The 21,677-nt window shown below is 69.5% G+C and carries 19 protein-coding genes and 3 pseudogenes; 10 read left to right on the top strand and 12 right to left on the bottom strand.

Annotation, left to right across the window (positions count from 1 at the left end; translation table 11 throughout):
* Positions 1-146: 146 nt before the first annotated feature.
* The 5 genes from AB0I69_RS37560 to AB0I69_RS37540 all read left to right on the top strand — a co-directional run bounded on the left by AB0I69_RS37560 (position 147) and on the right by AB0I69_RS37540 (position 7,493).
* Positions 147-1,619, top strand: coding sequence for an ABC transporter permease (locus AB0I69_RS37560; protein ID WP_363100228.1), 1,473 nt, complete (start codon positions 147-149; stop codon positions 1,617-1,619).
* Between the two features lie 177 nt (positions 1,620-1,796).
* Positions 1,797-2,483: an ABC transporter ATP-binding protein gene (locus AB0I69_RS37555; protein ID WP_266861382.1), complete on the top strand. Its 687-nt coding sequence runs from the start codon at positions 1,797-1,799 to the stop codon at positions 2,481-2,483.
* 289 nt (positions 2,484-2,772) lie between these two features.
* Positions 2,773-6,093 carry a S8 family serine peptidase gene (locus AB0I69_RS37550; RefSeq protein ID WP_363100227.1) on the top strand — a complete coding sequence of 1,107 codons (3,321 nt, stop codon included), beginning with the start codon at positions 2,773-2,775 and terminating at the stop codon, positions 6,091-6,093.
* Positions 6,094-6,176: 83 nt separating this feature from the next.
* Entirely contained in the window at positions 6,177-6,947 is a 771-nt protein-coding gene (locus tag AB0I69_RS37545; RefSeq protein WP_363100226.1) for an antibiotic biosynthesis monooxygenase, read from the top strand.
* A 33-nt stretch (positions 6,948-6,980) separates the two neighbouring features.
* Positions 6,981-7,493: a hypothetical protein gene (locus AB0I69_RS37540; protein ID WP_363100225.1), complete on the top strand. Its 513-nt coding sequence runs from the start codon at positions 6,981-6,983 to the stop codon at positions 7,491-7,493.
* A 25-nt stretch (positions 7,494-7,518) separates the two neighbouring features.
* On the opposite strand, the gene AB0I69_RS37535 is transcribed toward AB0I69_RS37540, so the two are convergent.
* Positions 7,519-8,445, bottom strand: coding sequence for a helix-turn-helix transcriptional regulator (locus AB0I69_RS37535; protein WP_363100224.1), 927 nt, complete (start codon positions 8,443-8,445; stop codon positions 7,519-7,521).
* Between the two features lie 170 nt (positions 8,446-8,615).
* Between AB0I69_RS37535 and AB0I69_RS37530 the strand changes: the two genes are divergently transcribed.
* Positions 8,616-9,656 carry an NAD(P)-dependent alcohol dehydrogenase gene (locus tag AB0I69_RS37530; RefSeq protein WP_363100223.1) on the top strand — a complete coding sequence of 347 codons (1,041 nt, stop codon included), beginning with the start codon at positions 8,616-8,618 and terminating at the stop codon, positions 9,654-9,656.
* A gap of 210 nt (positions 9,657-9,866) precedes the next feature.
* Here the strand turns inward: AB0I69_RS37530 and AB0I69_RS37525 are convergent, their stop codons facing one another.
* The 6 genes from AB0I69_RS37525 to AB0I69_RS37500 form a co-directional block, all read right to left on the bottom strand.
* A complete protein-coding gene (locus tag AB0I69_RS37525; protein ID WP_363100222.1) occupies positions 9,867-10,952 on the bottom strand; it encodes an iron ABC transporter permease in 1,086 nt (361 codons plus the stop codon).
* Positions 10,949-11,938, bottom strand: coding sequence for an iron ABC transporter permease (locus AB0I69_RS37520; RefSeq protein WP_363100221.1), 990 nt, complete (start codon positions 11,936-11,938; stop codon positions 10,949-10,951). Before AB0I69_RS37520 ends, AB0I69_RS37525 begins: the two co-directional genes overlap by 4 nt.
* Positions 11,939-11,971: 33 nt before the next feature.
* Positions 11,972-13,000: an iron-siderophore ABC transporter substrate-binding protein gene (locus tag AB0I69_RS37515; RefSeq protein WP_363100220.1), complete on the bottom strand. Its 1,029-nt coding sequence runs from the start codon at positions 12,998-13,000 to the stop codon at positions 11,972-11,974.
* Between the two features lie 125 nt (positions 13,001-13,125).
* Positions 13,126-13,899 (bottom strand): hypothetical protein, encoded by a 774-nt coding sequence (locus tag AB0I69_RS37510; protein WP_363100219.1) that lies wholly within the window; start codon positions 13,897-13,899, stop codon positions 13,126-13,128.
* Between the two features lie 63 nt (positions 13,900-13,962).
* Positions 13,963-14,331 carry a hypothetical protein gene (locus tag AB0I69_RS37505; protein ID WP_363100218.1) on the bottom strand — a complete coding sequence of 123 codons (369 nt, stop codon included), beginning with the start codon at positions 14,329-14,331 and terminating at the stop codon, positions 13,963-13,965.
* 28 nt (positions 14,332-14,359) lie between these two features.
* A complete protein-coding gene (locus AB0I69_RS37500; RefSeq protein ID WP_363100217.1) occupies positions 14,360-15,265 on the bottom strand; it encodes an AraC family transcriptional regulator in 906 nt (301 codons plus the stop codon).
* A gap of 162 nt (positions 15,266-15,427) precedes the next feature.
* Between AB0I69_RS37500 and AB0I69_RS37495 the strand changes: the two genes are divergently transcribed.
* On the top strand, positions 15,428-16,519 hold the full coding sequence (locus tag AB0I69_RS37495; RefSeq protein WP_363100216.1) for an aldo/keto reductase: 1,092 nt from the start codon (positions 15,428-15,430) through the stop codon (positions 16,517-16,519).
* A gap of 40 nt (positions 16,520-16,559) precedes the next feature.
* On the opposite strand, the gene AB0I69_RS37490 is transcribed toward AB0I69_RS37495, so the two are convergent.
* Complete coding sequence (locus AB0I69_RS37490; RefSeq protein ID WP_363100215.1) at positions 16,560-17,324, bottom strand: SDR family oxidoreductase; 765 nt, start codon at positions 17,322-17,324, stop codon at positions 16,560-16,562.
* A 106-nt stretch (positions 17,325-17,430) separates the two neighbouring features.
* On the opposite strand from AB0I69_RS37490, the gene AB0I69_RS37485 reads away from it, so the two are divergent.
* From AB0I69_RS37485 to msrA, 3 genes and pseudogenes are all read left to right on the top strand, one after another.
* Complete coding sequence (locus AB0I69_RS37485; protein WP_363100214.1) at positions 17,431-18,249, top strand: helix-turn-helix transcriptional regulator; 819 nt, start codon at positions 17,431-17,433, stop codon at positions 18,247-18,249.
* A 72-nt stretch (positions 18,250-18,321) separates the two neighbouring features.
* Positions 18,322-18,582 (top strand): annotated as a pseudogene (locus AB0I69_RS37480) (FAD-dependent monooxygenase); the annotation flags it as partial.
* Positions 18,583-18,648: 66 nt separating this feature from the next.
* Positions 18,649-19,161 carry a peptide-methionine (S)-S-oxide reductase MsrA gene (gene msrA, locus AB0I69_RS37475; RefSeq protein ID WP_363100213.1) on the top strand — a complete coding sequence of 171 codons (513 nt, stop codon included), beginning with the start codon at positions 18,649-18,651 and terminating at the stop codon, positions 19,159-19,161.
* Positions 19,162-19,221: 60 nt separating this feature from the next.
* Here the strand turns inward: msrA and AB0I69_RS37470 are convergent, their stop codons facing one another.
* From AB0I69_RS37470 to AB0I69_RS37455, 4 genes and pseudogenes are all read right to left on the bottom strand, one after another.
* Positions 19,222-20,145 (bottom strand): DUF5829 family protein, encoded by a 924-nt coding sequence (locus tag AB0I69_RS37470; RefSeq protein WP_363100352.1) that lies wholly within the window; start codon positions 20,143-20,145, stop codon positions 19,222-19,224.
* 150 nt (positions 20,146-20,295) lie between these two features.
* Positions 20,296-20,506 (bottom strand): annotated as a pseudogene (locus tag AB0I69_RS37465) (DUF4291 domain-containing protein); the annotation flags it as partial.
* 75 nt (positions 20,507-20,581) lie between these two features.
* The gene (locus AB0I69_RS37460) at positions 20,582-21,031 is read right to left on the bottom strand and encodes a DUF4304 domain-containing protein (RefSeq protein ID WP_363100212.1); all 450 of its coding nucleotides are present in this window, start codon (positions 21,029-21,031) and stop codon (positions 20,582-20,584) included.
* A gap of 110 nt (positions 21,032-21,141) precedes the next feature.
* Positions 21,142-21,570, bottom strand: a pseudogene (locus tag AB0I69_RS37455) (DUF4291 family protein); the annotation flags it as partial.
* Between the last annotated feature and the right edge of the window lie 107 nt (positions 21,571-21,677).

Raw genomic sequence — 21,677 nt, 5'->3', positions numbered from 1 at the left:
CGGCTGCGCAAACGCCGTAAAACCTGCCATCCCGCACCCCCGTTGACAGCCCCGCGCAGGCTCATTCTTTGCCCACGGACAGCCTTCTCATCGTTCTCTTATGTCGGCCTTATGGCATCATCACGCGCTGTACCTAGCTTGCGGCCATGTTCTTCACCTACTTGAGGCGCGAGTTGCGCCGCCGCAGAAAAGCGGCCCTCGTCGTCGCCTCCGGCCTCGCACTGGGCATTGCGCTGGTCATCGTGGTCAACTCCGTGTCCTCCGGCATGGGGAAGGCTCAGGACAAGGTCCTCCAGTCGCTGTACGGACTCGGTACGGACATGACCGTCTCCAAGGCGGCCACGCCCACCGCGAGCGGCTCGCAGCAGCCGCGGTTCCAGTTCGACGCCGGCAACAACGACGACACCAAGACGCAGAGCAGTGACCGCGTCATGGTCCAGGGCTTCACCACGCTGGCCTCCACCACCGTCACCAAGGTCGCGGGACAGAAGGGGGTGTCCGACGCCGTCGGCGGGCTCAGCCTCAACGTCGTCAAGGTCGACGGCCAGTTCACCCGCGGCCAGTTCCAGCAGAGCCAGGGGAGCGGCAGCACCGGAGGCGGCGGCAACCGCGGTGGCGCCACCGGCGCTCCGCAGGGCCAAGTCACCGGTGGTGGCGCCAACTTCAACATCAACGCGTACACGGTCTACGGCACCGACGTCACCAAGCCCGCACTCGGCCCGCTGACCTCCTCGAAGATCACCAGCGGCCGTACCTTCACCACCGCCGAGGCCAACTCCAAGGTCGTCGTCGCCGACTCGGCGTACGCCAAGACGAAGAAGCTCAAGGTCGGTTCGACCGTCACCATCAAGAGCGTCAAGTACAAGGTCATCGGTATCGCCACGGCCACCAGCGGTGACGCGGCGGCCAACCTGTACATCCCGCTGACGCAGGCGCAGACCCTGAGCGGTGACAAGAACAAGGTCACCACGATCTACGTCAAGGCGACCGACTCCAAGCAGATCTCGGCCGTCAAGAAGACCATCCAGAGCAATGTCTCGGGTACGACGGTCACCACGTCCGCCGATCTCGCGGACACCGTCTCCGGGTCCCTGTCCACCGCCTCCAGCCTCGCCACCAGCGTCGGCAAGTGGCTGTCGATCGCGGTCCTGATCGCCGCGTTCCTGGTCGCCGGGCTGCTCACCTCCTCCGCGGTATCCCGCCGGGTGCGTGAGTTCGGCACGCTGAAGGCGCTCGGCTGGAAGTCGGGCCGGGTGACCCGGCAGGTGGTCGGCGAGGCCATCGTCAACGGCCTGGTCGGCGGCGTCCTCGGTATCGCGCTCGGCCTGGCGGGCGCGTACGTCGTGACCGCGATCAGCCCGACCCTGTCGGCCTCCCTCGGCAACACGGCCGGTGGCGGCGCCCGGGCGGGCGGCGGACCCGGCGGTGGCGGTGGCTTCGGCGGTGGCCGGCAGGCCGCGGCCAAGACCCTGGACGTCGCGCTCACTGCGCCCGTCAACGCCACCACCATCGTGCTCGCGGTCGGCCTGGCCGTCGCCGGTGGCCTGATCGCCGGCGCCTTCGGCGGCTGGCGAGCGTCTCGACTCCGCCCGGCGGACGCCCTGCGCCGAGTCGAGTAGCGAGCACCTGGTCAACAGCGGTAACTGCAGCGCTCCTTCAGGGGCGCGGGGCTGTGTCAATTTGCGGCTCCGCCGCGCGGGCGCGACCAGCCACGACGGCGCTGCAGACGAAAACGGCGCAACGGGGCCCGTCCCACGACGGGCCCCAACCCCCTTTACTTCCCCAGGAGTTGCACCATGTACGAACTAAGAGGCGTCACCAAGCTCTACTCACGCGGCAAGGAAACCGTCCACGCCCTAGACGGCATCGACCTCACCATCGGCGACGGCGACCGCCTGGTCATCCAAGGGCCGACCGGCGGCGGCAAGTCCACCCTGCTCCAGATGATCGGCGCCCTCGACCGCCCCACGGCAGGCGAAATCGTCCTGGACGGCGTCGACTTGGCGAAACTGTCCGAGGCCAAGCTCACCAAGGTGCGCAGCGAGAACATCGGCTTCGTGTTCCAGTCCTTCAACCTGATCCCGACGCTCACCGCACAGGAGAACGTCGAGACCGCCCTCGTACCGCTCGGCATGAAGGCGAAGATCCGGCGTGAACGGGCCGCCGAGGCGCTGGTCTCGGTCGGCCTGGGCGAGCGGGCCAACCACCTCCCCGGCGAGATGTCCGGAGGACAGCAGCAGCGTGTCGCCATCGCCCGCGCGCTCGTCAAGCAGCCCAAGGTGCTGCTCGCCGACGAGCCGACCGGCAACCTCGACGAGTCGATGCGCGACGAGATCATGGACGTACTGGAGCGCATGTGGAAGGAGCACGGGCTGACCTTCATCATGGTCACCCACGACTCCGCCATCGCGAAGAAGGCCCCGCGCCTCGCCACCATCCGCAAGGGGAAGATCACGGTGAAGGAGAACGCGGCTTCCAAGTAACTCGGGTGTGGTGCAAGGGAGTTCGGCCGTCGGGTGCCGTGACTCGGCGGCTCTCTACCGGAGTTTCGGCGGGCTTCACCCGACGACTGCGTAACGGAGTGCGGGCAGGCGCGTAACAGTTCACGGTTGTGCTTTCTTACTCTCCTCTCATCTCTTGAGCGGGTGATCACCCCTCGGCATACTGCGTATTCCGGGGGGTGTCGCGCACGCGCGTGCGGGCCTTCCCCCGGTCGGGTGAACGGGGAATTCGCCCGGCACTTCAGCTCCAGGGGGAGTTTTGCGCAGACAAGTGAAGAGAGCGTGCGCGGCCGGTGTCGCCACGGCCGCCGCCGTCGCCCTCGCCGCCGGTATGACCAGCCCGGCGTCGGCGAAGGCCGAACCGCGTGCTGCCGCTGCCGCTGCCGCACAGGCCCAGCTCAAAGGCAGCCATCACATCACCCTGATCACCGGCGACCGCGTCACCGTCGACGCCAAGGGCCGGGTCGTGGGCCTGCAGGCCGCAAAGGGCCGTGAACACATACCAGTTCAGGTTCGCAAGATCGACGGGCACACGCTCGTCATACCCGCCGACGCGGCCCAGCTGGTCGCCTCCGGCAAGCTCGACCAGCGGTTGTTCGACGTCACCGAACTCAACAAGTCGGCGGAGCGGGCCTCCCAGAAGGCCGGCCTGAAGGTCATCGTCGGCTACCAGGGCGCCGCCACCGCCACCAAGGCCGACGTCCGGGACGCGGGCACGCTGCGCCGGTCGCTGAAGACCCTGAACGCCGACGCCGTCCAGACCCCGAAGCAGGACACCTCCGAGCTGTGGGCCGCCGTCACCAACGGCGACAGGGCGGCCTCCGGCATCGCGCACGTCTGGCTCGACGGCGTCCGCAGGGCCAGCCTCGACAAGTCCGTGCCGCAGATCGGCGCCCCGAAGGCGTGGGCGGCCGGCTACGACGGCAAGGGCGTCAAGATCGCCGTACTGGACACCGGAGTCGACGCCGACCACCCGGACCTGAAGACCCAGGTGATCGAGTCCAAGAACTTCTCCACCGCCGCCGACGCCAACGACCACTTCGGGCACGGCACGCACGTCGCGTCGATCGCGGCGGGCACCGGCGCCATGTCGCACGGCAAGTACAAGGGCGTCGCGCCCGGCGCGAAGATCCTCAACGGCAAGGTCCTCGACGACAGCGGCTCCGGTGACGACTCCGGCATCCTCGCCGGCATGGAGTGGGCTGCCGCGGAGGGCGCCGACATCGTCAACCTGAGCCTCGGCGGCCAGGACACCCCGGAGATCGACCCGTTGGAGGCGGAGGTCAACAAGCTCTCCACCGAGAAGGGGATCCTGTTCGCGATCGCCGCGGGCAACGAGGGCCCGCAGTCGATCGGTTCGCCCGGCAGCGCGGACGCGGCCATCACGGTCGGCGCGGTCGACGGCAACGACAAGCTCGCCGACTTCTCCTCCACCGGCCCGCGCGTCGGCGACGGCGCCATCAAGCCGGACGTCACCGCGCCGGGCGTCGACATCACCGCCGCCGCGGCGCCGGGCAGCGTCATCGACAAGGAGGTCGGCGAGAACCCGCCCGGCTACCTGACCATTTCGGGTACGTCGATGGCGACCCCGCATGTCGCCGGTGCCGCCGCGATCCTCAAGCAGGAGCACCCGACCTGGGGCTACGCCGAGTTGAAGGGCGCGCTCACCGGGTCCGCGAAGGGCGGCAACTACACGCCGTTCCAGCAGGGTTCGGGCCGTATCGCCGTCGACAAGGCCATCAAGCAGAACGTGATCGCCGACCCGGTCTCGGAGAGCTTCGGCATCCAGCAGTGGCCGCACACCGACGACACCCCGGTCACCAAGCAGGTCACCTACCGCAACCTCGGCACCACGGCCGTCACCCTCAAGCTCGCCGTGGCCGCCACCAACCCCAAGGGCCAGACGGCTCCTTCCGGCTTCTTCAAGCTCGCCAAGACGTCGGTGACCGTACCGGCAGGCGGCAAGGCCTCGGTCGGCCTGACCGTCAACACCAAGCTGGGCGGGACGCTCGACGGCGCCTACTCCGCGTACGTGACGGCGACGGGCGGCGGACAGAGCGTCCGTACGGCCGCGGCCGTGGTGCGCGAAGTGCAGTCGTACGACCTCACGTTGAAGTTCATCAACCGTGACGGCAGCCCCGCCAAGTACTACAGCGCCTCGGTGGCCGGCATGTCCGGCCTCGGCAGCGGCAGCTTCTTCAACCCGTACGACGCCTCGGGCACCGTCAAGGTCCGTGTCCCCAAGGGTGGTTACGTCCTCGACGCCGGGATCTTCGTGGACCCGGAGGACTTCACCAAGGGCTCCGACTGGCTCGCCCAGCCCAAGCTGGACATCACCAAGGACACCTCGGTCACGGTCGACGCCCGCAAGGCCAAGCCGGTCGACGTCACGGTGCCGGACACCGCCGCCAAGTCGGCCTTCGCGTCACCGGGCTACTCGATCACGACGGCGGACGGGGGCGCCTCCTTCAGCTGGTTCCTGGATTCGTACGCCAACTTCCGCAGCGCGCACCTCGGTCCGCAGATCACCGACGGTTCGCTGTCCGAGCAGTGGGACGCGCACTTCACCAAGGGCGACGACCAGGAGTACGACACCACGACCGGTGCCGTGGTCAAGCAGCTCGCCACCGGTTTCACCAAGCACTACAAGGCGAGTGAACTCGCCACGGTGAAGACCGGCCTGGGTGCCGCGGCGAGCGGCAAGACCGGTTCGGTCGCCGCGTTCGGCTTCCTGCCCGGCAGCTTCGGCGGCTCCGCCGTCGGCATCCAGCAGAAGCTGCCCGGCACCCGCACGCTGCACCTCTCCACCATCAACGGGGTGCAGTGGTCACTGGAGTTCGAGCAGGACGGCGGGCTCGACGCCGACGGCTTCCCGATCACGGAGGCCTACTACGTACTGGACGGCCTGCAGAACTTCAAGGGCGGCCAGACCTACTCCAAGACCTTCAACACGGCGGTCTTCGGCCCGCACCTCGACGCCAACTACGGCGTGTACCGCACCGGCAACGAGATCTCCGGACTCGTGCCGCTGTTCGCCGACTCCCAGAAGAACGCGGGCTCGTCGCTGTTCACCTCGGTGAACACGACCCTGTACCGCAACGGCACCAAGGTCGGCTCCAACAAGGACCCGTTGTTCGGCGACTCCGTGTTCAAGGTCCCGGCCGGCAACGCCTCGTACAAGCTGACCACTTCGGTCATCCGGAGCGTCAAGGTCGCCGCCGCCTCCACGCGGATCGACGCGAGCTGGACGTTCTCCTCGAAGAAGCCGACCGGTTCGGGCACCGCCAAGCTGCCGATCTCCACGGCCCGCTTCAACGCGGTGACCGGACTGGACAGCCGCGTCGCGGCCGGTAAGAAGGCGACCTTCCCGATCACCGTCGAGGGCGCGGCAGCGGGCGGCAACCTCCAGTCCATCGGCGTGTGGGTGTCGTACGACTACGGCCAGACCTGGAAGAAGGTCCCCGTGGTCAACGGCAAGATCACCGTCACCAACCCGGCCAAGGGCCAGGCCATTTCCTTCCACGCGAAGATCGCCGACAAGAAGGGCAACAAGTCGACGATCTCGATCTACAACGCGTACTACGGCAAGTGAGCCGCTAGTACCCGAGTAGGCCCACAGCGAACGGCCCGGCGGAAGTGCAGCTTCCGGCGGGCCGTTCGTGTTTCCGTGGCCCCATGACTGCCCAGACCGTCGAGTACATCCGGTACCGCATCCCCGATCAGCGGTCGGCGGAGTTCCTGGCCGCCTACACACGCGCCGCACGTCAACTGGCCGCGGCCCCGCAGTGCGTGTCGTACGAACTGGCCCGCTGCGAGGAGGACGCCGAGCACTTCGTCCTGCGCATCACCTGGACGTCCACCGAGGCACACCTGGAGGGCTTCCGCAGGTCGGAGCTGTTCCCGCCGTTCCTGGCCGAGATCGGCCCGTACGTCGAGAACATCGAGGAGATGCGCCACTACGAGCCGACACCGGTCCGTGGCAACGGCTCCGCCGTCCCCACCCTGTACACCTGGGCGGGCGGCGCCGAGGCCTTCGCCCGACTGACCGAGGTCTTCTACGACAAGGTGCTCAAGGACGACCTCCTCGCGTCCCTCTTCGCCGACCTGGCGCCCGAGCACGCCGCACACGTCGCCCTCTGGCTCGGCGAGGTCTTCGGCGGCCCGACGACGTACTCCGAGACCCAGGGCGGCCACGGCCACATGGTCGCCAAACACTTCGGCAAGCACATCAGCGAGCCCCAGCGCCGCCGTTGGGTGGCGCTCATCCAGGACGCGGCGGACGACGCGGGCCTGCCGACGGACGCCGAGTTCCGTTCGGCGTTCGTCGCGTACGTGGAGTGGGGGACGCGGCTGGCGGTGTACTTCTCCGGCCCGGACGCGCAGCCGCCGGCGGAACAGCCCGTGCCGCAGTGGAGTTGGGGGTCGATGCCGCCCTATCAGGGGTGACAGCGCCGTGCCGGAGGGCCGTAGGGTCACCGCATGACCGTCGCCGTGACCGCCATGATCACCGCCGTCGTCGGCGTGCTCGGGACGCTCTTCGCGCCCGTCCTCAGTCAGCGCCTCACCGCCAGGCAGCGTACCGAGGAGGCCCAACTCGCCGAACGAGTACGGAGGTTCGAGGAGCGCCGGGATGCCTACACAGCGATGAACCGCTCCTCGCGCCAGTTCCACACGCTCCTCAAGGACGCCCTGCACCGCATCCGCGACGGCGTCTACACCGAGCACGAACGCGACCAGCTGGAGGAGGCGCGCCGCGACCACCGGGACCGCTACGCCGAGGCGCAGATGATCGTGCCCGAACGTGTCCTGGACGCCTCCCGCGCGGTCAACGAGGTCCTCGCCGCCACCGACGCAGCCGTCAAACGGCTCGACCGCGGTCTGACCCGGGACGGCGAGAGCGCCGAGGAGACGCTGCTCGACCTGAAGGAGGCCGAGCCCCGGCTCGCCGCGATGCGGCGGCTGATGCGGGCGGACCTGGGCGTCACGGAGTGAGCCCGGGCTGGGGGAGGAGCCGGGGTCAGGAGGGCTGTGCGGCCGACGACCCCGCCCGGGTCGCGTCCGTGCCCCAGCTCGCCAGCAGCCGCAGGGCGTCGGCCGACGGGGAGCCCGGCTCCGCGTGGTAGGTGATCAGGGCCTGCTCGGAGTCGTCGGACAGGCGGAAGCCCTCGAAGTGCAGGGTCAGGTCGCCCACCAGCGGATGGTGCAGGCGCTTGACGCCGTAGGTCTTCTCCTTGACGTCGTGGGTGGCCCACAGACGCCTGAACTCCTCGCTCTTCACGGAGAGTTCACCCACCAGCGCGGACAGGCGCGGGTCGTCCGGATGGCAGCCCGCGTCCATCCGGAGCACGCTCACGATGTCCGAGGCCTTCTGGTCCCACTCCACGAACAGGTCCCGGTACTCGGGCCGCAGGAACACCAGCCGCGCCCAGTTCCGCTCCGGCGGCGGCAGCTCCGACCAGTCGCCGAAGACCGCCGCGGCCATCCGGTTCCAGACCAGGATGTCGGTGCGCCGGCCCGTGATGTACGCCGGGACGGTGTCGATCGTGTCGAGCAGCTGCCGTAGCGCCACCCGCACATGCTGGGTGGGGGCCGACGGCTTCTTCTTGTGCTGCTTCGGCTTCGCCAGGTGGGTGAGGTGCGCGGACTCGGCGTCCGTCAGACGCAGCGCGCGGGCGATCGCGTCGAGGACCTCCGCCGACACGTTCCGTCCGTTGCCCTGCTCAAGGCGGGTGTAGTACGCCACCGACACCCCGGCCAGCTGCGCCAGCTCCTCGCGCCGCAGCCCGGGCACCCTGCGGTGCCGCCCGAAGTCCGGCAGCCCCACGTCCTGCGGCTTCAGCCGGGCCCGCCGGGTGCGCAGGAACTCGCTCAGCTCGGCACGCCGGTCCAGGGGCGGACCTGCGCCGGCTGCGGGTTCGGTGGCGGATCCGGGCTGTTCGTCCATACGGTCCAGTATTCCCGGTCGTACGACCAAGAGCCTGACCTCGCTGGTGGTAGGCACAGCGGACATACGCAGAGGCGTGGCCTGGGTAGCCGCCGGTCTTTCGGGCAAGCTGGGCATCGTGCCCGGTCAGAAGGCGGCCGGGCGCGCATCCCCCCTAGGAGTGTTCCGGCATGACCACAGTCGCTGCGTACGCCGCCCCCGCCGCCAAGGCTCCTCTGGAGCGCACCACCATCGAGCGCCGGGCCGTCCGCGAGTTCGACGTCCTGATCGACATCAAGTTCGCCGGTATCTGCCACTCGGACATCCACCAGGCCCGCGAGGGCTGGGGCGAGGCCACCTTCCCGATGGTCCCCGGCCACGAGATCGCCGGCATCGTCTCCGAGGTGGGCCCCGGCGTCACCAAGTTCCAGGTCGGCGACCGCGTCGGCGTCGGCTGCATGGTCGACTCCTGCCGTGAGTGCGACAACTGCAAGGCGGGCCTGGAGCAGTACTGCACCGGCGGCAACGTCGGCACGTACAACTCCGTCGGCAAGGACGGCGAGCCCACCTACGGCGGCTACTCCGAGAAGATCGTCGTCGACGAGAACTACGTCCTCGGCATCCCCGAGGGCATCTCCCTCGACGTGGCCGCGCCGCTGCTCTGCGCCGGCATCACCACGTACTCGCCCCTGAAGCACTGGAACGCCGGCCCCGGCAAGAAGGTCGCGATCGTCGGCATGGGCGGCCTCGGCCACATGGGCGTCAAGATCGCGCACGCGCTCGGCGCGGAGGTCACCGTCCTCTCGCAGTCCCTGAGCAAGCAGGAGGACGGCCTGAAGCTGGGCGCCGACCACTACTACGCGACCAGCGACCCGCAGACCTTCAAGGACCTCAGGGGCACCCTCGACCTGATCATCTCCACGGTGTCGGCCCCGCTCGACCTCGGCGCGTACCTCTCGCTGCTGAAGACGGACGGCGCACTGGTGAACGTGGGCGCCCCCGAGGAGCCCGTCTCCCTCAACCTGTTCTCCGTGATCGGCGGCCGCAAGACCCTGGCCGGCTCCGGCATCGGCGGCATCCCGGAGACCCAGGAAATGCTGGACTTCTGCGCCGAGCACGGCTTCGGCGCCGAGATCGAGCTGATCTCCGCGGACCAGATCAACGAGGCGTATGAGCGGGTGCTGGCCAGTGATGTGCGGTACCGGTTCGTGATCGACACGGCGACGATCTGACGGCGTCGCTTCAAGCCGGGTCCCGGAGCCGCGCTGCTGCGGGACCCGGTGCGCTGTCGAGTGCGGGCCCGTGGGGGCTGGTCGCGCAGTTCCCCGCGCCCCTGGGTAGGGGAACGCCAGGCGCCTTTTAGGGGCGCGGGGCTGTATCGATATGCGGCTCCGCCGCGTGGGCGCGAGCAACCACGACGCACCCGCAGTCGCCGACGAACCTCAGCCGCCCACCCTGTTCCGCCCCAACAGCCACAACAGATACGGCCCCCCGACCAACGAGGTGAGCGCCCCCACCGGAACCTCCAGCGGGGGCAATACCGTCCGGGCAGCGAGATCGGCCGCCACAAGAATCACCGCACCCGTCAACGCCGAGCAGACCAACGGCAGTTGAGGTGTACGGGTGAGTCGCCGGGCCAACTGCGGTGCGGTCAGCGCGACGAAGCCGATCGGTCCGGCCGCGCCGGTCGCCGTGGCGGCCAGCACCACCCCGAGCACGGTCAGTGCGAGCCGCGTCCGGTCCACCCGCACCCCGAGCGAGGCCGCGGTGTCGGCGTCGAGCCCGAGCGGCCGTACGGCCCGGCTCGCCCACACCAGCGCGGGCAGGCATACGAGGAGTACGACGGCGAGCGGTCCCGCCTGCTCCCAGCCCCGCCCGTTGAGGGAACCGGTCAGCCACAGCTTGACCGTCTCGGCCGCCTCCAGCTCGCTGTCCGAGAGATACAGCTGGACCACGGCCGACAGTGCGACGCCGATCCCGACTCCCGTCAGCACGAACCGACTCGGCTGCATCCCGTGCCGCCACGCCAGCACGTACACGAGCGCGGCAGCCGCGAGCCCGCCCAGGACGGAGACGACGGGCATGGCGCCGGGGGAGTCGACGACCCCGGCGGACAGCGCCAGCACGGTCGCGGCGGCGGCACCGTGTCCGACACCGATGACGTCCGGACTGGCCAGCGGATTGCGGGTGACGGTCTGCACCAGCGCCCCCGCGAGTCCGAGCGCCACCCCGACCAGCGCGCCCAGCAGGATCCGCGGCACCCGCAACTCCAGGACGACAAGATCGTACTGCCCGGAATGGGTACGGAGCGTGTGCCACACCTCCGCGGGCGAGATGTACGTCTGCCCGAGACAAGCGGCGGCGGTCATCGCAACGGCCAGCACCAGCACCAGAGTTGCGGCCACCAGGGCCGAACGGCGGTGCAGGAGAAGGGAGATGGTGGAAGTCGGGCGGAGGACGGTGACACCGGCGGGGCGGTGGGTGCCGTGTGCGCGGTCGCCCTCTGGGGCGCGGACGGTCCCGCTCACGAGGCCATTCCCTTCCGCCGTACCAGCACCACCAGCACCGGCACACCCACCAGCGCCGTCATCACCCCGGCCGGCACCTCCGCCGGCGCCCGCACGACCCGGCCCGCCGTGTCCGCCGCGACCAGCAGCGCCGCGCCGAGCAACGCGGACAGCGGCAGCAGGGCGCGGTGCCCGCCGGAGGTGAGCCGGCGGGCCAGGTGCGGGACGGCGAGGCCGACGAAGGCGATCGGCCCGGCGGCGGCCACCGCGGACGCCACCAGCAGGGTCGCCCCGAGCGCCGCACACCCCCGGACGACCCCCACCCGATGCCCCAGCGCCCGCGCCGTCTCGTCCCCGAGGGCCAGCGCGTCGAGCCCGCGCGCACAGGCGAGGACCAGCAGCGCCCCGACGGCCAGGAACGGCAGCATCCGTACGACGGTGTCGGCGTCCCGTCCGCTCAGCGAGCCGACCTGCCAGAACCGGAACTGGTCCAGGGTGGCCGAGCTGGAGGTCAGGACGACGGTCGTACCGCCCGCGGTCATCGCGGACAACGCCGTACCGGCGAGGGCGAGTTTCACCGGCGACGCCCCGCCCCGGCCGCGCGCGGCGATGCCGTAGACGAGGCAGGCGGCGAGGACGGCACCGGCGAAGGCGTACCAGACGTAGCCGCCGAAACCGCTCGCCAGCCCGGTCGCGATGGCGAGGACGACGCCGGCCGCCGCGCCCTGGCTCAGGCCGAGGATGCCGGGATCGGCGAGCGGATTGCGGGTGACGGCCTGAAGTGCGGCGCCCGCGACGCCGAGTGCCGCGCCCGCCGTCAGCCCGATCTCGGTGCGGGGCAGCCGCAGCGACCGTACGACCAACGCGTCCGGTGAACTCCCGCCGTGCAGAAGCGCGTTGAGCACCTCGGACGGGGGGACCGGGCGGGTGCCGACGGCGAGGCTGAGCAGCACGGCGGCGGCCACCGCGAGGGTGGCCGCCGGCCAGGCGAGGCGTTTGACGCTCACTGCGTACTCTCCGCTGTCCCTCTGCTCGCTTCTCTACTTGCTGATGTCCTCGGCGAGTTGGAGGACGACCAGGCGTGCGGCGGTCGGCCCGGCGTTGAGGTACCAGGGGTCGTCGTCGACCTTGACGGCGTGTCCGGCCTTGACCGCGCTCATCGACTTCCAGAGCGGACCAGCGAGCACGCTCGCGGCATCCGTCTTGCCCGCGTCGCCCTGCACCGAGTAGAAGATCCAGTCACCGTCCGCACTGTCGATGCTCTCCGCGCCGATGTCCTGCGAAATCGCCTTGAACTGCTGCGACTTGGGCCGGTCGAGGCCCATGTCGACGGCGAGGGACCCGGTGAAGGACGAGACACCGAACATCCGGGTCCGGCCGGGCGTGAACCGCAGCATCGACACGGACGTCTTCGACAGCGCCTCCCCCTTCTCGTGCGCGTCCTCGACGATCCCGTCGAGCAGCTTCTGCGCCTGCTGGCCCTTGCCGATCGCGTCGCCGACGAGGAGCAGATCGCGCTTCCAGTTGATGCCGTTGCCGGCCGTGATGACGGTCGGCGCGATCTTCGACAGCTTGGGGTAGAGGTCGCCGAGCGAGTCGTTGGCGAGGATCAGGTCGGGCTTCGCGGCAGCCAGCGTCTCCAGGTTGGGCGCCTGGCGCGTGCCCGCGTCCGTCATCGCGGCGAGCTTCGACTTGTCCGCGGGGAAGGCGTCCGCGAGGTAGGCGGGGACGAGTCCGGCGTTGTCGGCGCGGGTGGTGGCCGTCGGGACGGTACCGAGGGAGAGCAGGTCGTCGAGCTGCCCGGTGCTCAGCACGGCGATCTTCGTGGGCTTCGACTTGATGGTTGTCCTGCCCTCGAAGTGCGTGACAGTACGGGGGAAGGTCCCATCGGTGTCGGTGTCCGACCCCATGCCGGTCGCGAGAGTGCTGGGCGCGGCGGACGGCCCCTCCGAGGCACCGATCACCTTGTTCTGCTGCCCTTCGCCCGACCCGGACTTCTCGGCATCGTTGTCAGCGGAGGACGACGAGCAACCGGCCAGCAACCCTCCGACGACGGTCGCAGCGGCCACCGCCGTGACCGCCTTCCTCTTGAACGCACGCACTATCACTGTCTCTCCGATCACTGGCCAGGTAAGGCTTACCTTAACTTGCCGTCGGAGTGGCCCGCGCATGAGGAGGCCGTCGGCCCGCAGCGCTACGCGTTCCCGGTCACGAACGACTCGCCGGCCCCGTAGGACCGTACGAGCACGCCACCGTCCGCGGTGCCGGTGGGCCGTACGGAGTGCGCGCGTCCCAGACCGGAGACGTGGGCGTGACCGTCCGCCGCCACCTCGACCAGCGTGTTCTCGTCGACGGCGACGCCGTGGGGGAGCCGGTGGCGGGTGACGGCGGCGATCAGCCGAGGCAGCGTCCCCCACTGCGCCGCGTGCGCGTCCACGGCGAAGGGCACGAGCCCGAACCCCGGCCGTACGGCGATCTCGTCGAGGTCCTCCGCGGTGTCCTCCGGGCACACCGGAACGCCGTCGAGCAGCCACCCGCCGACAACGGCCGACCGTGCGGCGAGGGCGGCCCCGGCGGAGAACCCGGCGTACGGGACACGCCGTTCGGCGAGCAGGCGCGGCAACCGGTCGAGGCAGTCGGCGAAGGCGTCCTGGTAGGCGGGGGTCAACCCGCCGCACACGAGCAGCCCGTCGACGTCCGAGACCACCTCGATGTCGAAGCGCCCGCCGATCGGCACCAGCACCGGTACGGGTGTGCAGTCGGCGGCGCTCCTCAACGCGGCGTCGTAGCGGGCGAATTGGCGGTCCCCGTCGCTCTCGCCCTCGTCGACGATCACGCAGGCGATACGGGGCACGGACCCGGCCGAGTCGCTCGCGGCGCGCAGGAAGGGTTCGTGGACGACGGGGGTGGCCCATCCGCCGCCGATCAGGAAGGTGCTGGGTCCGGTGGGCTCGCTGGGCTCGTTCACGGACGCATCAAATCCCGTCCTCTTGTCCCTGTCACACTCTTTTGCCGTCCGGGTTGCCGTTCGTCATTCGTCGAGATAGCGAAGGCGGTCGCCGACGGGGCCGATGTGCACGCCACCGTCACGGATCTGCCACTCGCTCATCCCCTCGATCTCGTGGCTGGCGTGGAACAGCCCCGTCACGTGGTCGTTGTCGTCGTCGGAGGGCGGGATACGGGCGATGGTCCGCAGCAGCTCCAGCATCTGCTCCACCGAATTCGCGTGGATGTCGGCGCCGTAGAAGACGTAGTGGACCCAGTTGTAGTGGCGGCCGGGCAGGGCCCACGCCTCGTTGTACGGGTAGTCGACCTCGGGTGAGCGGATGATCCGTTCGAGCTCGGCCAACTGCGGTTCGTCGCACTGCAGAAAACCCCGGACGCCGACGAAGACGGCCATTCTCAACTCCCCCTGTCCACGGCGCCGTTCATGAGCGCGTGCCCGCCACCTCGCTCCGCAGCCGTACCGCATCCTGCCCCGGTGGTCTGCCGAACGCACGGCGATATTCGCGGCTGAACTGGGACGCGCTGTCGTAGCCGACCGCGAAGCCGACGTCGGCGACATCCGCCGCGCTGCTCAACAGCATCAACCGGGCCTCCTGCAACCGGATCCGCTTCTGGAACTGGATCGGGGTCAGCGCGGTCACCGCGCGGAAGTGCCGGTGGAAGGGGGAGGCGCTCATCCCGGCGAGCCGGGCCAGGTCCTCGATGCGCAGGGTCTCCGTGTGGTGGTCGCGGATCCAGCGAATGGCCCTGCTGATGTGGGTGAGTTGACTGTCGGCGAGCCCGATCTGCCGTACGAGAGCGCCCTGTTCACCGGTGATCAGCCGCCACAGGATCTCCTTCTCGATGAGTGGCGCGAGCACCGGCGCGTCGCCGGGACGGTCGAGCAGTCGTAGCAACCGGACTGTCGCGTCGAGGAGTTCGAGGGGAGCGTCGCACACGGCGAGCCCGTGCGGGGTCGACCGGCGGGGGAGCGGGTCGGCCCCGGCGTCGAGCAGCAGCGAGGCGATCTTCGCGGGTTCGAGGGCGAGACCGCACGCGAGGAACGGTTCCTCGGGGCTGGCCCGCGTGTAGTGACCGGCGACCGGCAGATCGACCGAGACGACGAGGTACTGGCCGGCGCCGTAGTCGTAGACACGGTCGCCCAGAGTCAGCCGCTTCGAGCCCTGCGCGACCACGGCCAGCACCGGGCGGGCGATGCTGGCCGTCGGATCCTCCGGCCGGTCCGCCCTGGACACCTTCAGACCGTCGACGGCCAGCGGGCGGCCCGCGTGCCGGTCGATCAGGGCACGCAGTTCGTCCAGGAGAACGTCCGGATCATTCAGGTACACCCTCGATCCAAGCACCCGGAATGACGGGTGACAACCGCCCGCCGGACGAGCGATCGGGCAGGATCGTGCAAGAGCCAGGTGGGATCGCCCTAACGATCCCGCTGCTCACAGTGGTCTGCTCGAAGAGTCGGCTTCCCACCCACTCTCCACAGGAGCATTTCCATGGCAGCGAACGCACTCGACTCATACGTCGGCCTCGGCCGCTCCGGCCTCAAGGTGAGCCCCTTCTGCCTCGGGGCGATGAACTTCGGCGAGGACGGCGGCTTCGGCAGCAGCGTCGAGGAGTCGGAGAAGATCCTCCAGACCTACCTCGACCGCGGCGGCAACTTCATCGACACCGCGAACTTCTACACGAACGGCCACTCGGAGGCGATCCTCGGCGACCACCTCGCCGCCCACCCCGGCCTGCGCGACCGACTGGTCCTGGCCACCAAGTTCTACGGCAACCTCCACCTCGGCGACCCCAACGGCGGCGGCGCGAGCCGCAAGGCGATCATCGGCCAGCTGGAGGACTCGCTGCGCCGCCTCCGCACCGACTACATCGACCTGTACTGGCTGCACAGCCACGACCGTTCCACGCCCGTCGAGGAGACCCTGCGCACCCTGGACGACCTGGTGACGGCCGGCAAGATCCGTTACGTCGGTTTCTCCGACACCCCGGCCTGGTTCACCGCGAAGGCCCACACCATGGCGCTGCTGCGCGGCTGGACGCCCGTCACCGCACTCCAGATGGAGTACTCCCTCCTGGAACGCACCATCGAGGGCGAGTTGATCCCCCTGGCCCAGGACGCCGGGATGGCCGTGCTGCCCTGGGGCCCGCTCAAGAGCGGCTACCTGTCCGGGAAATACACGCGTGCACACTCAACTCCCGCCGACACCAGGCGTGCTGCCCTCCTCGGCGCGCCAACTGCCGCCCAGTTCAAGGTGATCGACACCCTCGCGGAGGTGGCCGAGGAGGCCGGAGCGACCTCCGCCGCAGTGGCCCTGTCCTGGGTCCAGGCCCGCCCCGGTGTCACGTCCACCCTCATCGGCCCCCGCACCCCGGCCCATCTGCAAGCCAACCTCACGGCCCTGGACGTCCGCCTCACTCCGGCCCAGACCACCACCCTCGACGAGGCGACCACCCCCACACTCAACTTTCCCCACGCCCTCAACCGGCAGGTCGGCGACATGCTCAAGTACGCGGGAGCGACGGTGGACGGCGTACCGAGTGCGGTGTATCCGCCGCTGACGCAGAGCGCTGCGCGGTACTGAGCGCCGTGCGGTACTGAGGGCGCGTTGCCCAACGTCGGATTCAGGCCTGGGCGGTGGGGCGTACAACGATCTCGTTTACGTCGACCGTCGCCGGCTGCTCGATGGCGAACGCGACGGCCCGGGCGATCGCGTCGGGCGGGATCGCCAACTGGTCCCTCATCTCGCTGATCTGCGCCCTGACTTGACTGTTCGTCGAGGCCTCGGCGAAGTCGGTGGCGATGATCCCGGGCGAGACGGTGGTCACCCGCACGCAGTCGCCGGCCTCCTGACGCAGCCCCTCGCAGATGGCCCGCACCGCGAACTTGGTGCCGGCGTACACGGCCATGTTCGGCACGACCCGCAACCCGGCCGTCGACGCGGTGGTGACGAAGTGGCCGGAGCCCTGTGCGCGGAAGACCGGCAGCGCGGCGGCGATTCCGTGCAGCACACCCTTCACGTTCACGTCGACCATCTCGTCCCACTCGTCCACCCGCAGATCGTCGAGGGGCGAGATCGGACCGACCCCGGCGTTGCCGAACAGCACGTCGAGCCGCCCGAAGCGTTCGCGGGCCAGCGCGACCAGGGCGTGCAGGTCGTCCCGCCGGGTCACATCGGTCCGGATCGGTACGGCGACACCGCCCGCCTTCTCGATCCGCGCCACCACCTCCGCCAGCCGCTCCACCCGGCGCCCACCCAGCACCACCCGGGCACCCCGCTCGGCCAGCAGCAGTGCGGTCGCCTCACCGATACCGCTGCCGGCACCGGTGATCGCCACGACCTTGCCGTCGATTCCATCGAATCCATCGGATCCATCGATTCCGGACATGGTGTGCCTCCCGTTGCTTCTTGCTTGCTCACTTGGCCCCAGTCTGGAACGCGCTTAACCTGGTATCCAGACCGTGTTTATTCTGGAATCAGGGCTGCCACACAAGATGCCGAACCATCCGAGCCATCCGAAACAGCCGGACCAACGCCAGGAACTGGGCGCGTTCCTGCGCAGCCGCAGAGCACGCCTCACCCCGGACGAGGTGGGCCTCCCGCACACCGGCCGCCGCCGTACGCCGGGTCTCCGCCGTGAGGAACTCGCCCTGCTCGCCGGGATCAGCGCGACCTGGTACACGTACCTGGAACAGGGCCGGGACATCCGAGCCTCCGAACAGGTACTGGGCTCCCTCGCCGCCGTACTCCGCCTCAACCCCCACGAGCACGACCACCTGCTACGCCTGGCCGGTCACCACACCCCGCCGACCGACCCCGAGCCCTCCGAACCCCTCACCACCGAGGTGGCGTCGGTACCGCTCCTACTGAACCCGCACCCGGCGTACATCATCGACGGCAACTACGACGTACTCACCCACAACCAGCCCGCCGAAGCCCTCTTCCCGAACCTCACCGCACCCACGGACCGTCCCCCGAACTTCCTCCGCTGGGTGTTCCTCGAACCCCTGGCCCGACACGTCCTGGTCGATTGGGAACCCGAGGCAAGAGGCCTGCTCGCCCGCCTCCGCACGCTGTCCGGCCGCCACCCCGCCGACCCGCGCTACACCCGCCTGATCGAAGAACTCCACGCACACAGCCCGGAAGCCCGCGCCTGGTGGCCCCAGTACGAGGTACAGGCCCGCCACAGCGGCCACAAACGCCTCCGCCCGCCGGGCCGCACCACCCCGACCACCTACACCTACACGGCCTTCCACCTGGCCGAACAGCCGGAACAGACCCTGGTGATCTATTTCGCGAACCCCGCGTCCTGACGCCTCAAATGCCTTGTACTGCACCGGAGTTCGCCTCGATACCCTGACGGGTGCGGGGGCATCGTGCGAGCAGCAGCGCTCGCACGGTGGAACCTCGGACGCCTGACCCTGCTGGGCGACAGCGCCCACGCGATGGTGCCGTTCGTGGCCCAGGGCGCGGACCAGGCGATCATGGACGCGGCCGTACTCGGCGACGCCCTCGCGAGTACTACCCCGCCCGAGGTCCCCGCCCGCATGGTGGCGTACGCGGCCGAGGACAGGTTCGGCTCCTTCGCCACGGCCTCACGCGCACGGAATCGCTCGGCGCCCTCATGCGTTGAGGACACTGGGTAAGGGATGCCGGTGGTGTGCGAGCCGAGCAGCCCGAGTGACCGAGCAGACAGATATTGGAGGGTCGCAATGGCTGCGCAGACGCAGAGGGCCGTACTGGCGGGCGGATGCTTCTGGGGTATGGAGGAGCTGGTCCGTCGGCTCCCGGGCGTGACGGCGACCCGGGTCGGCTACACCGGGGGTGACGTACCGAACGCGACGTACCGTAACCACGGCACGCACGCGGAGGCCATCGAGATCCTCTACGACCCCGAGAAGACCGACTACCGCGCGCTCCTGGAGTTCTTCTTCCAGATCCACGACCCGAGCACCAAGAACCGCCAGGGCAACGACATCGGCCTCAGCTACCGCTCGGCGATCTACTACACGGACGACGAGCAGAAGCGGATCGCCGAGGACACGATCGCCGACGTGGACGCCTCCGGACTGTGGCCGGGCAAGGTCGTCACCGAGGTGGAGCCGGTCGGCCCCTTCTGGGAGGCCGAGCCCGAGCACCAGGACTATCTGCAGCGCTACCCGGACGGCTACACCTGCCACTTCCCGCGCCCGGGATGGCGTCTGCCCGCCCGCGCGGAGAGCTGACGACGAGGCGGGGCCGGGCGAGAGGCGTGCGCCCCCTCGTCGAGGGGGCGCACGCACTGTCTAGGCGGTGGTGCCGTTCTTGGCGAACGTCCACACCGCACGGCTGCCGGGGCCGACGGTGAGGGTCGAGTTGCCGATCCGCTCCACATGCCGGTCCTTCACGGGCCGGTTGAGTGACATGTCGACCTCCTGGTAGCCCGCCTGTTCGCGCGGGACGACGTCGAGGCGAATCGTGGTGCCGCCGCCCTCCGCGACGACGCCACCGCCCGTCACGTTCCGGACGGTGAACCCGCCGGCCCGCAGCAGCGGCACGGTGTCGGCGAGGTCGCCCGCGGTGACCGCGATCCGCACAGAGGTCACGTCACGCATGAGGTGGGTGCGGTAGTCGTCGGAGAGGTAGCGCTCCCGGCCGACGTCACCAGGGAAACTCGGCGGCTCGGTGTTGCTGCGAGGGTCGGCGAAGTACTCCGGCCGGTACTCCATCCCCCAGGCGTCGAAGGCGTCGTACTCGGTGGTGGTGAGAACGGCGTCGAACCACGGCACGGGCACACCATCACCGAAGTCCCGGGTCTGGAGGAAGTCGACGGGTTCGGTGACCCCCTCGTCCTTCAGCCGTTCCTCGACCGTCGCCAGGTCGCCCTCGCGTTCGACCGAGAGACCGAGTCCGGCGGATCCGAGGGTGCCGTCCTGGCCGGGGACGTCACCGACTCCGAACAGTTCCAGGTAGGTCTCGCGGCCCATCAGATAGCGGCCGGTCCAGGTCTCTCCGCCGGTACCGGTCGTGGTGCGGACCTGGAAGTTGGCGAACTTCCGCAGGTAGTCGGAGTGTTCGATGGCGTCGGCGGTCTCCCGGTCGAAGACGCCGTAGGAGTGGTTGTAGAACAACAACTGCCGATCGTACGAGGCCCGGCTCCCCTCGGCCTGTGCCGTCCCGACCCCACCCCCCAACGCTCCGGCGAGAGCCAGCGCGAGCACGATGATCATCCGTAATGTCCGACGCATCAGCATGTGCGGGATCGTAGGGCGGGGCGGGCGTGGCCGCCGTACTTTCTGAACGAGGCCGAAATGCTTGACACATGGCGTTTCGACGCGTCGCCAGGGCTCACCGGTCCGTCATCCCTCATCGCTTATCCCTCATCCCTGCAGATGGGCAAGGAGTTCGTGTCCAAGTGGGTACGGGCGTTCCTGGGGCAGCAGTTGGGCGGCGGAGCCCAGTTCACCCTCACTGACGAGCGCATGGATCTCGTGGGCGAGCGGGCGCCCGCTTCAACTGACGCCGCCGAGCGGCCCGGTCGGGATGCACCCCGCTGACGTAACTCGACAGGCACGCATGTCGCAGCGCCCACGTTCACTTGCGCTCACTACGGCGCAGAGCGCCCGTCTGTCAGCTCAGCAACTCAGCAACTCCGCAGGCCGGTACTCATGAATGCCGCCGCTCCCGGATGGCCGGTAGCGCGTACTCCGTCACCGCCGTGATGACACCGCGGGCAACAGGCTCGGGGTCGGTCGTGGCCGAGATGGTCCACCAGGTGTCGCGGTGCACGGGGAGGAGCCGGCCTATGCGGCTGTGCCAGGCGGCCGGGCCGTACACGGTGTTCGGGCTGGGGCGGGCGGGCAGATGTGGCTGACGCCTGCGGGCCTGGGCCCAGCCGAGCTTGTCGGCCACGGTCACGTTCAGGGTGAACTCGACCTGCCCCGCCGTCTTGTGCGCGGCCTTCTGGAAACCGATGAGAGCCCAGGTCTCCAGATGGGGCAGTTCGTACGTCTGCCCCGAACCCTTGAAGCCGAGCGCGCGCAGACCGGGAGCGATCCGTGTCCGCATCAGCGAGGTGAACGCCTGCTGCGCAGTGGGCGCGGAGCCGTCAGCCATCGGCCGACACCACGCCGATCGGGCAGGACACCCCGGTCCCGGCGAGCCTGTGCTGCCGTGTGACCCGTCGGCCGCGGTCGACGGTCGGGTGGGTCGACCCGTCGTTCCAGAAGGTGGGCAAGAGGTTCGTCTCCAGCGGGATAGGGGAGTTCCTGGGGCGGCAGCCGCGTGGCGGAGTCCAACTCACCACCGTTGACGAGGGCGTGGATCTCGTGGGCGAGCGGGGTGACGTCGCGGATGGCGACCGTCCGTTCGTCTGCGTGGCGTCGTACGGCCTCACCGGAGTGACCCAGTTGCAGGGACCGGTACGGCAGGGGTCGGAGGTGCAGGTCCCGCTCGGGGTCCCACTGTACGCGGGTGGGCGCACGCTTCAACTGACGCTGCCAGGTGGCTCGTTCGGGGTGCACCCCGCGGACGTAACTCGACAGGCACGCATGCCGCAGCGCCCGCTCGAAGCCGTCACGGCTGATCTCGACAGCGAGGACGGTCTCCTGCCCTGTCGAGCAGGCCGCACGGATCCTGTGTTGGGGTTCTTCCATGGCGTACAGCGTGGGGTCGGCCGGTTCCACGGCTCTTCAGTACCTCGGCACCTCGGCCTTACTGGACCGTCGACCATGGCCGGCAGCACGACGCGCACCTGCGGTCG

It is taken from the genome of Streptomyces sp. NPDC050508 (assembly GCF_040655155.1).
In the GTDB taxonomy this organism is placed as follows: domain Bacteria; phylum Actinomycetota; class Actinomycetes; order Streptomycetales; family Streptomycetaceae; genus Streptomyces.
Note: the sequence above shows the minus strand (reverse complement) of the source record. Positions and strands in the feature narration are given on the sequence as shown.

Excerpts from the sequence above, each read along its gene's own strand:
- AB0I69_RS37470 (WP_363100352.1), bottom strand. The coding sequence starts at position 20,145 with ATGATCATCGTGCTCGCGCTGGCTCTCGCCGGAGCGTTGGGGGGTGGG.
- AB0I69_RS37495 (WP_363100216.1), top strand. The coding sequence starts at position 15,428 with ATGGCAGCGAACGCACTCGACTCATACGTCGGCCTCGGCCGCTCCGGC.
- AB0I69_RS37560 (WP_363100228.1), top strand. The coding sequence starts at position 147 with ATGTTCTTCACCTACTTGAGGCGCGAGTTGCGCCGCCGCAGAAAAGCG.
- AB0I69_RS37530 (WP_363100223.1), top strand. The coding sequence starts at position 8,616 with ATGACCACAGTCGCTGCGTACGCCGCCCCCGCCGCCAAGGCTCCTCTG.
- AB0I69_RS37555 (WP_266861382.1), top strand. The coding sequence starts at position 1,797 with ATGTACGAACTAAGAGGCGTCACCAAGCTCTACTCACGCGGCAAGGAA.
- AB0I69_RS37485 (WP_363100214.1), top strand. The coding sequence starts at position 17,431 with ATGCCGAACCATCCGAGCCATCCGAAACAGCCGGACCAACGCCAGGAA.
- AB0I69_RS37505 (WP_363100218.1), bottom strand. The coding sequence starts at position 14,331 with ATGGCCGTCTTCGTCGGCGTCCGGGGTTTTCTGCAGTGCGACGAACCG.
- AB0I69_RS37535 (WP_363100224.1), bottom strand. The coding sequence starts at position 8,445 with ATGGACGAACAGCCCGGATCCGCCACCGAACCCGCAGCCGGCGCAGGT.
- msrA (WP_363100213.1), top strand. The coding sequence starts at position 18,649 with ATGGCTGCGCAGACGCAGAGGGCCGTACTGGCGGGCGGATGCTTCTGG.
- AB0I69_RS37545 (WP_363100226.1), top strand. The coding sequence starts at position 6,177 with ATGACTGCCCAGACCGTCGAGTACATCCGGTACCGCATCCCCGATCAG.
- AB0I69_RS37540 (WP_363100225.1), top strand. The coding sequence starts at position 6,981 with ATGACCGTCGCCGTGACCGCCATGATCACCGCCGTCGTCGGCGTGCTC.
- AB0I69_RS37460 (WP_363100212.1), bottom strand. The coding sequence starts at position 21,031 with ATGGCTGACGGCTCCGCGCCCACTGCGCAGCAGGCGTTCACCTCGCTG.
- AB0I69_RS37490 (WP_363100215.1), bottom strand. The coding sequence starts at position 17,324 with ATGTCCGGAATCGATGGATCCGATGGATTCGATGGAATCGACGGCAAG.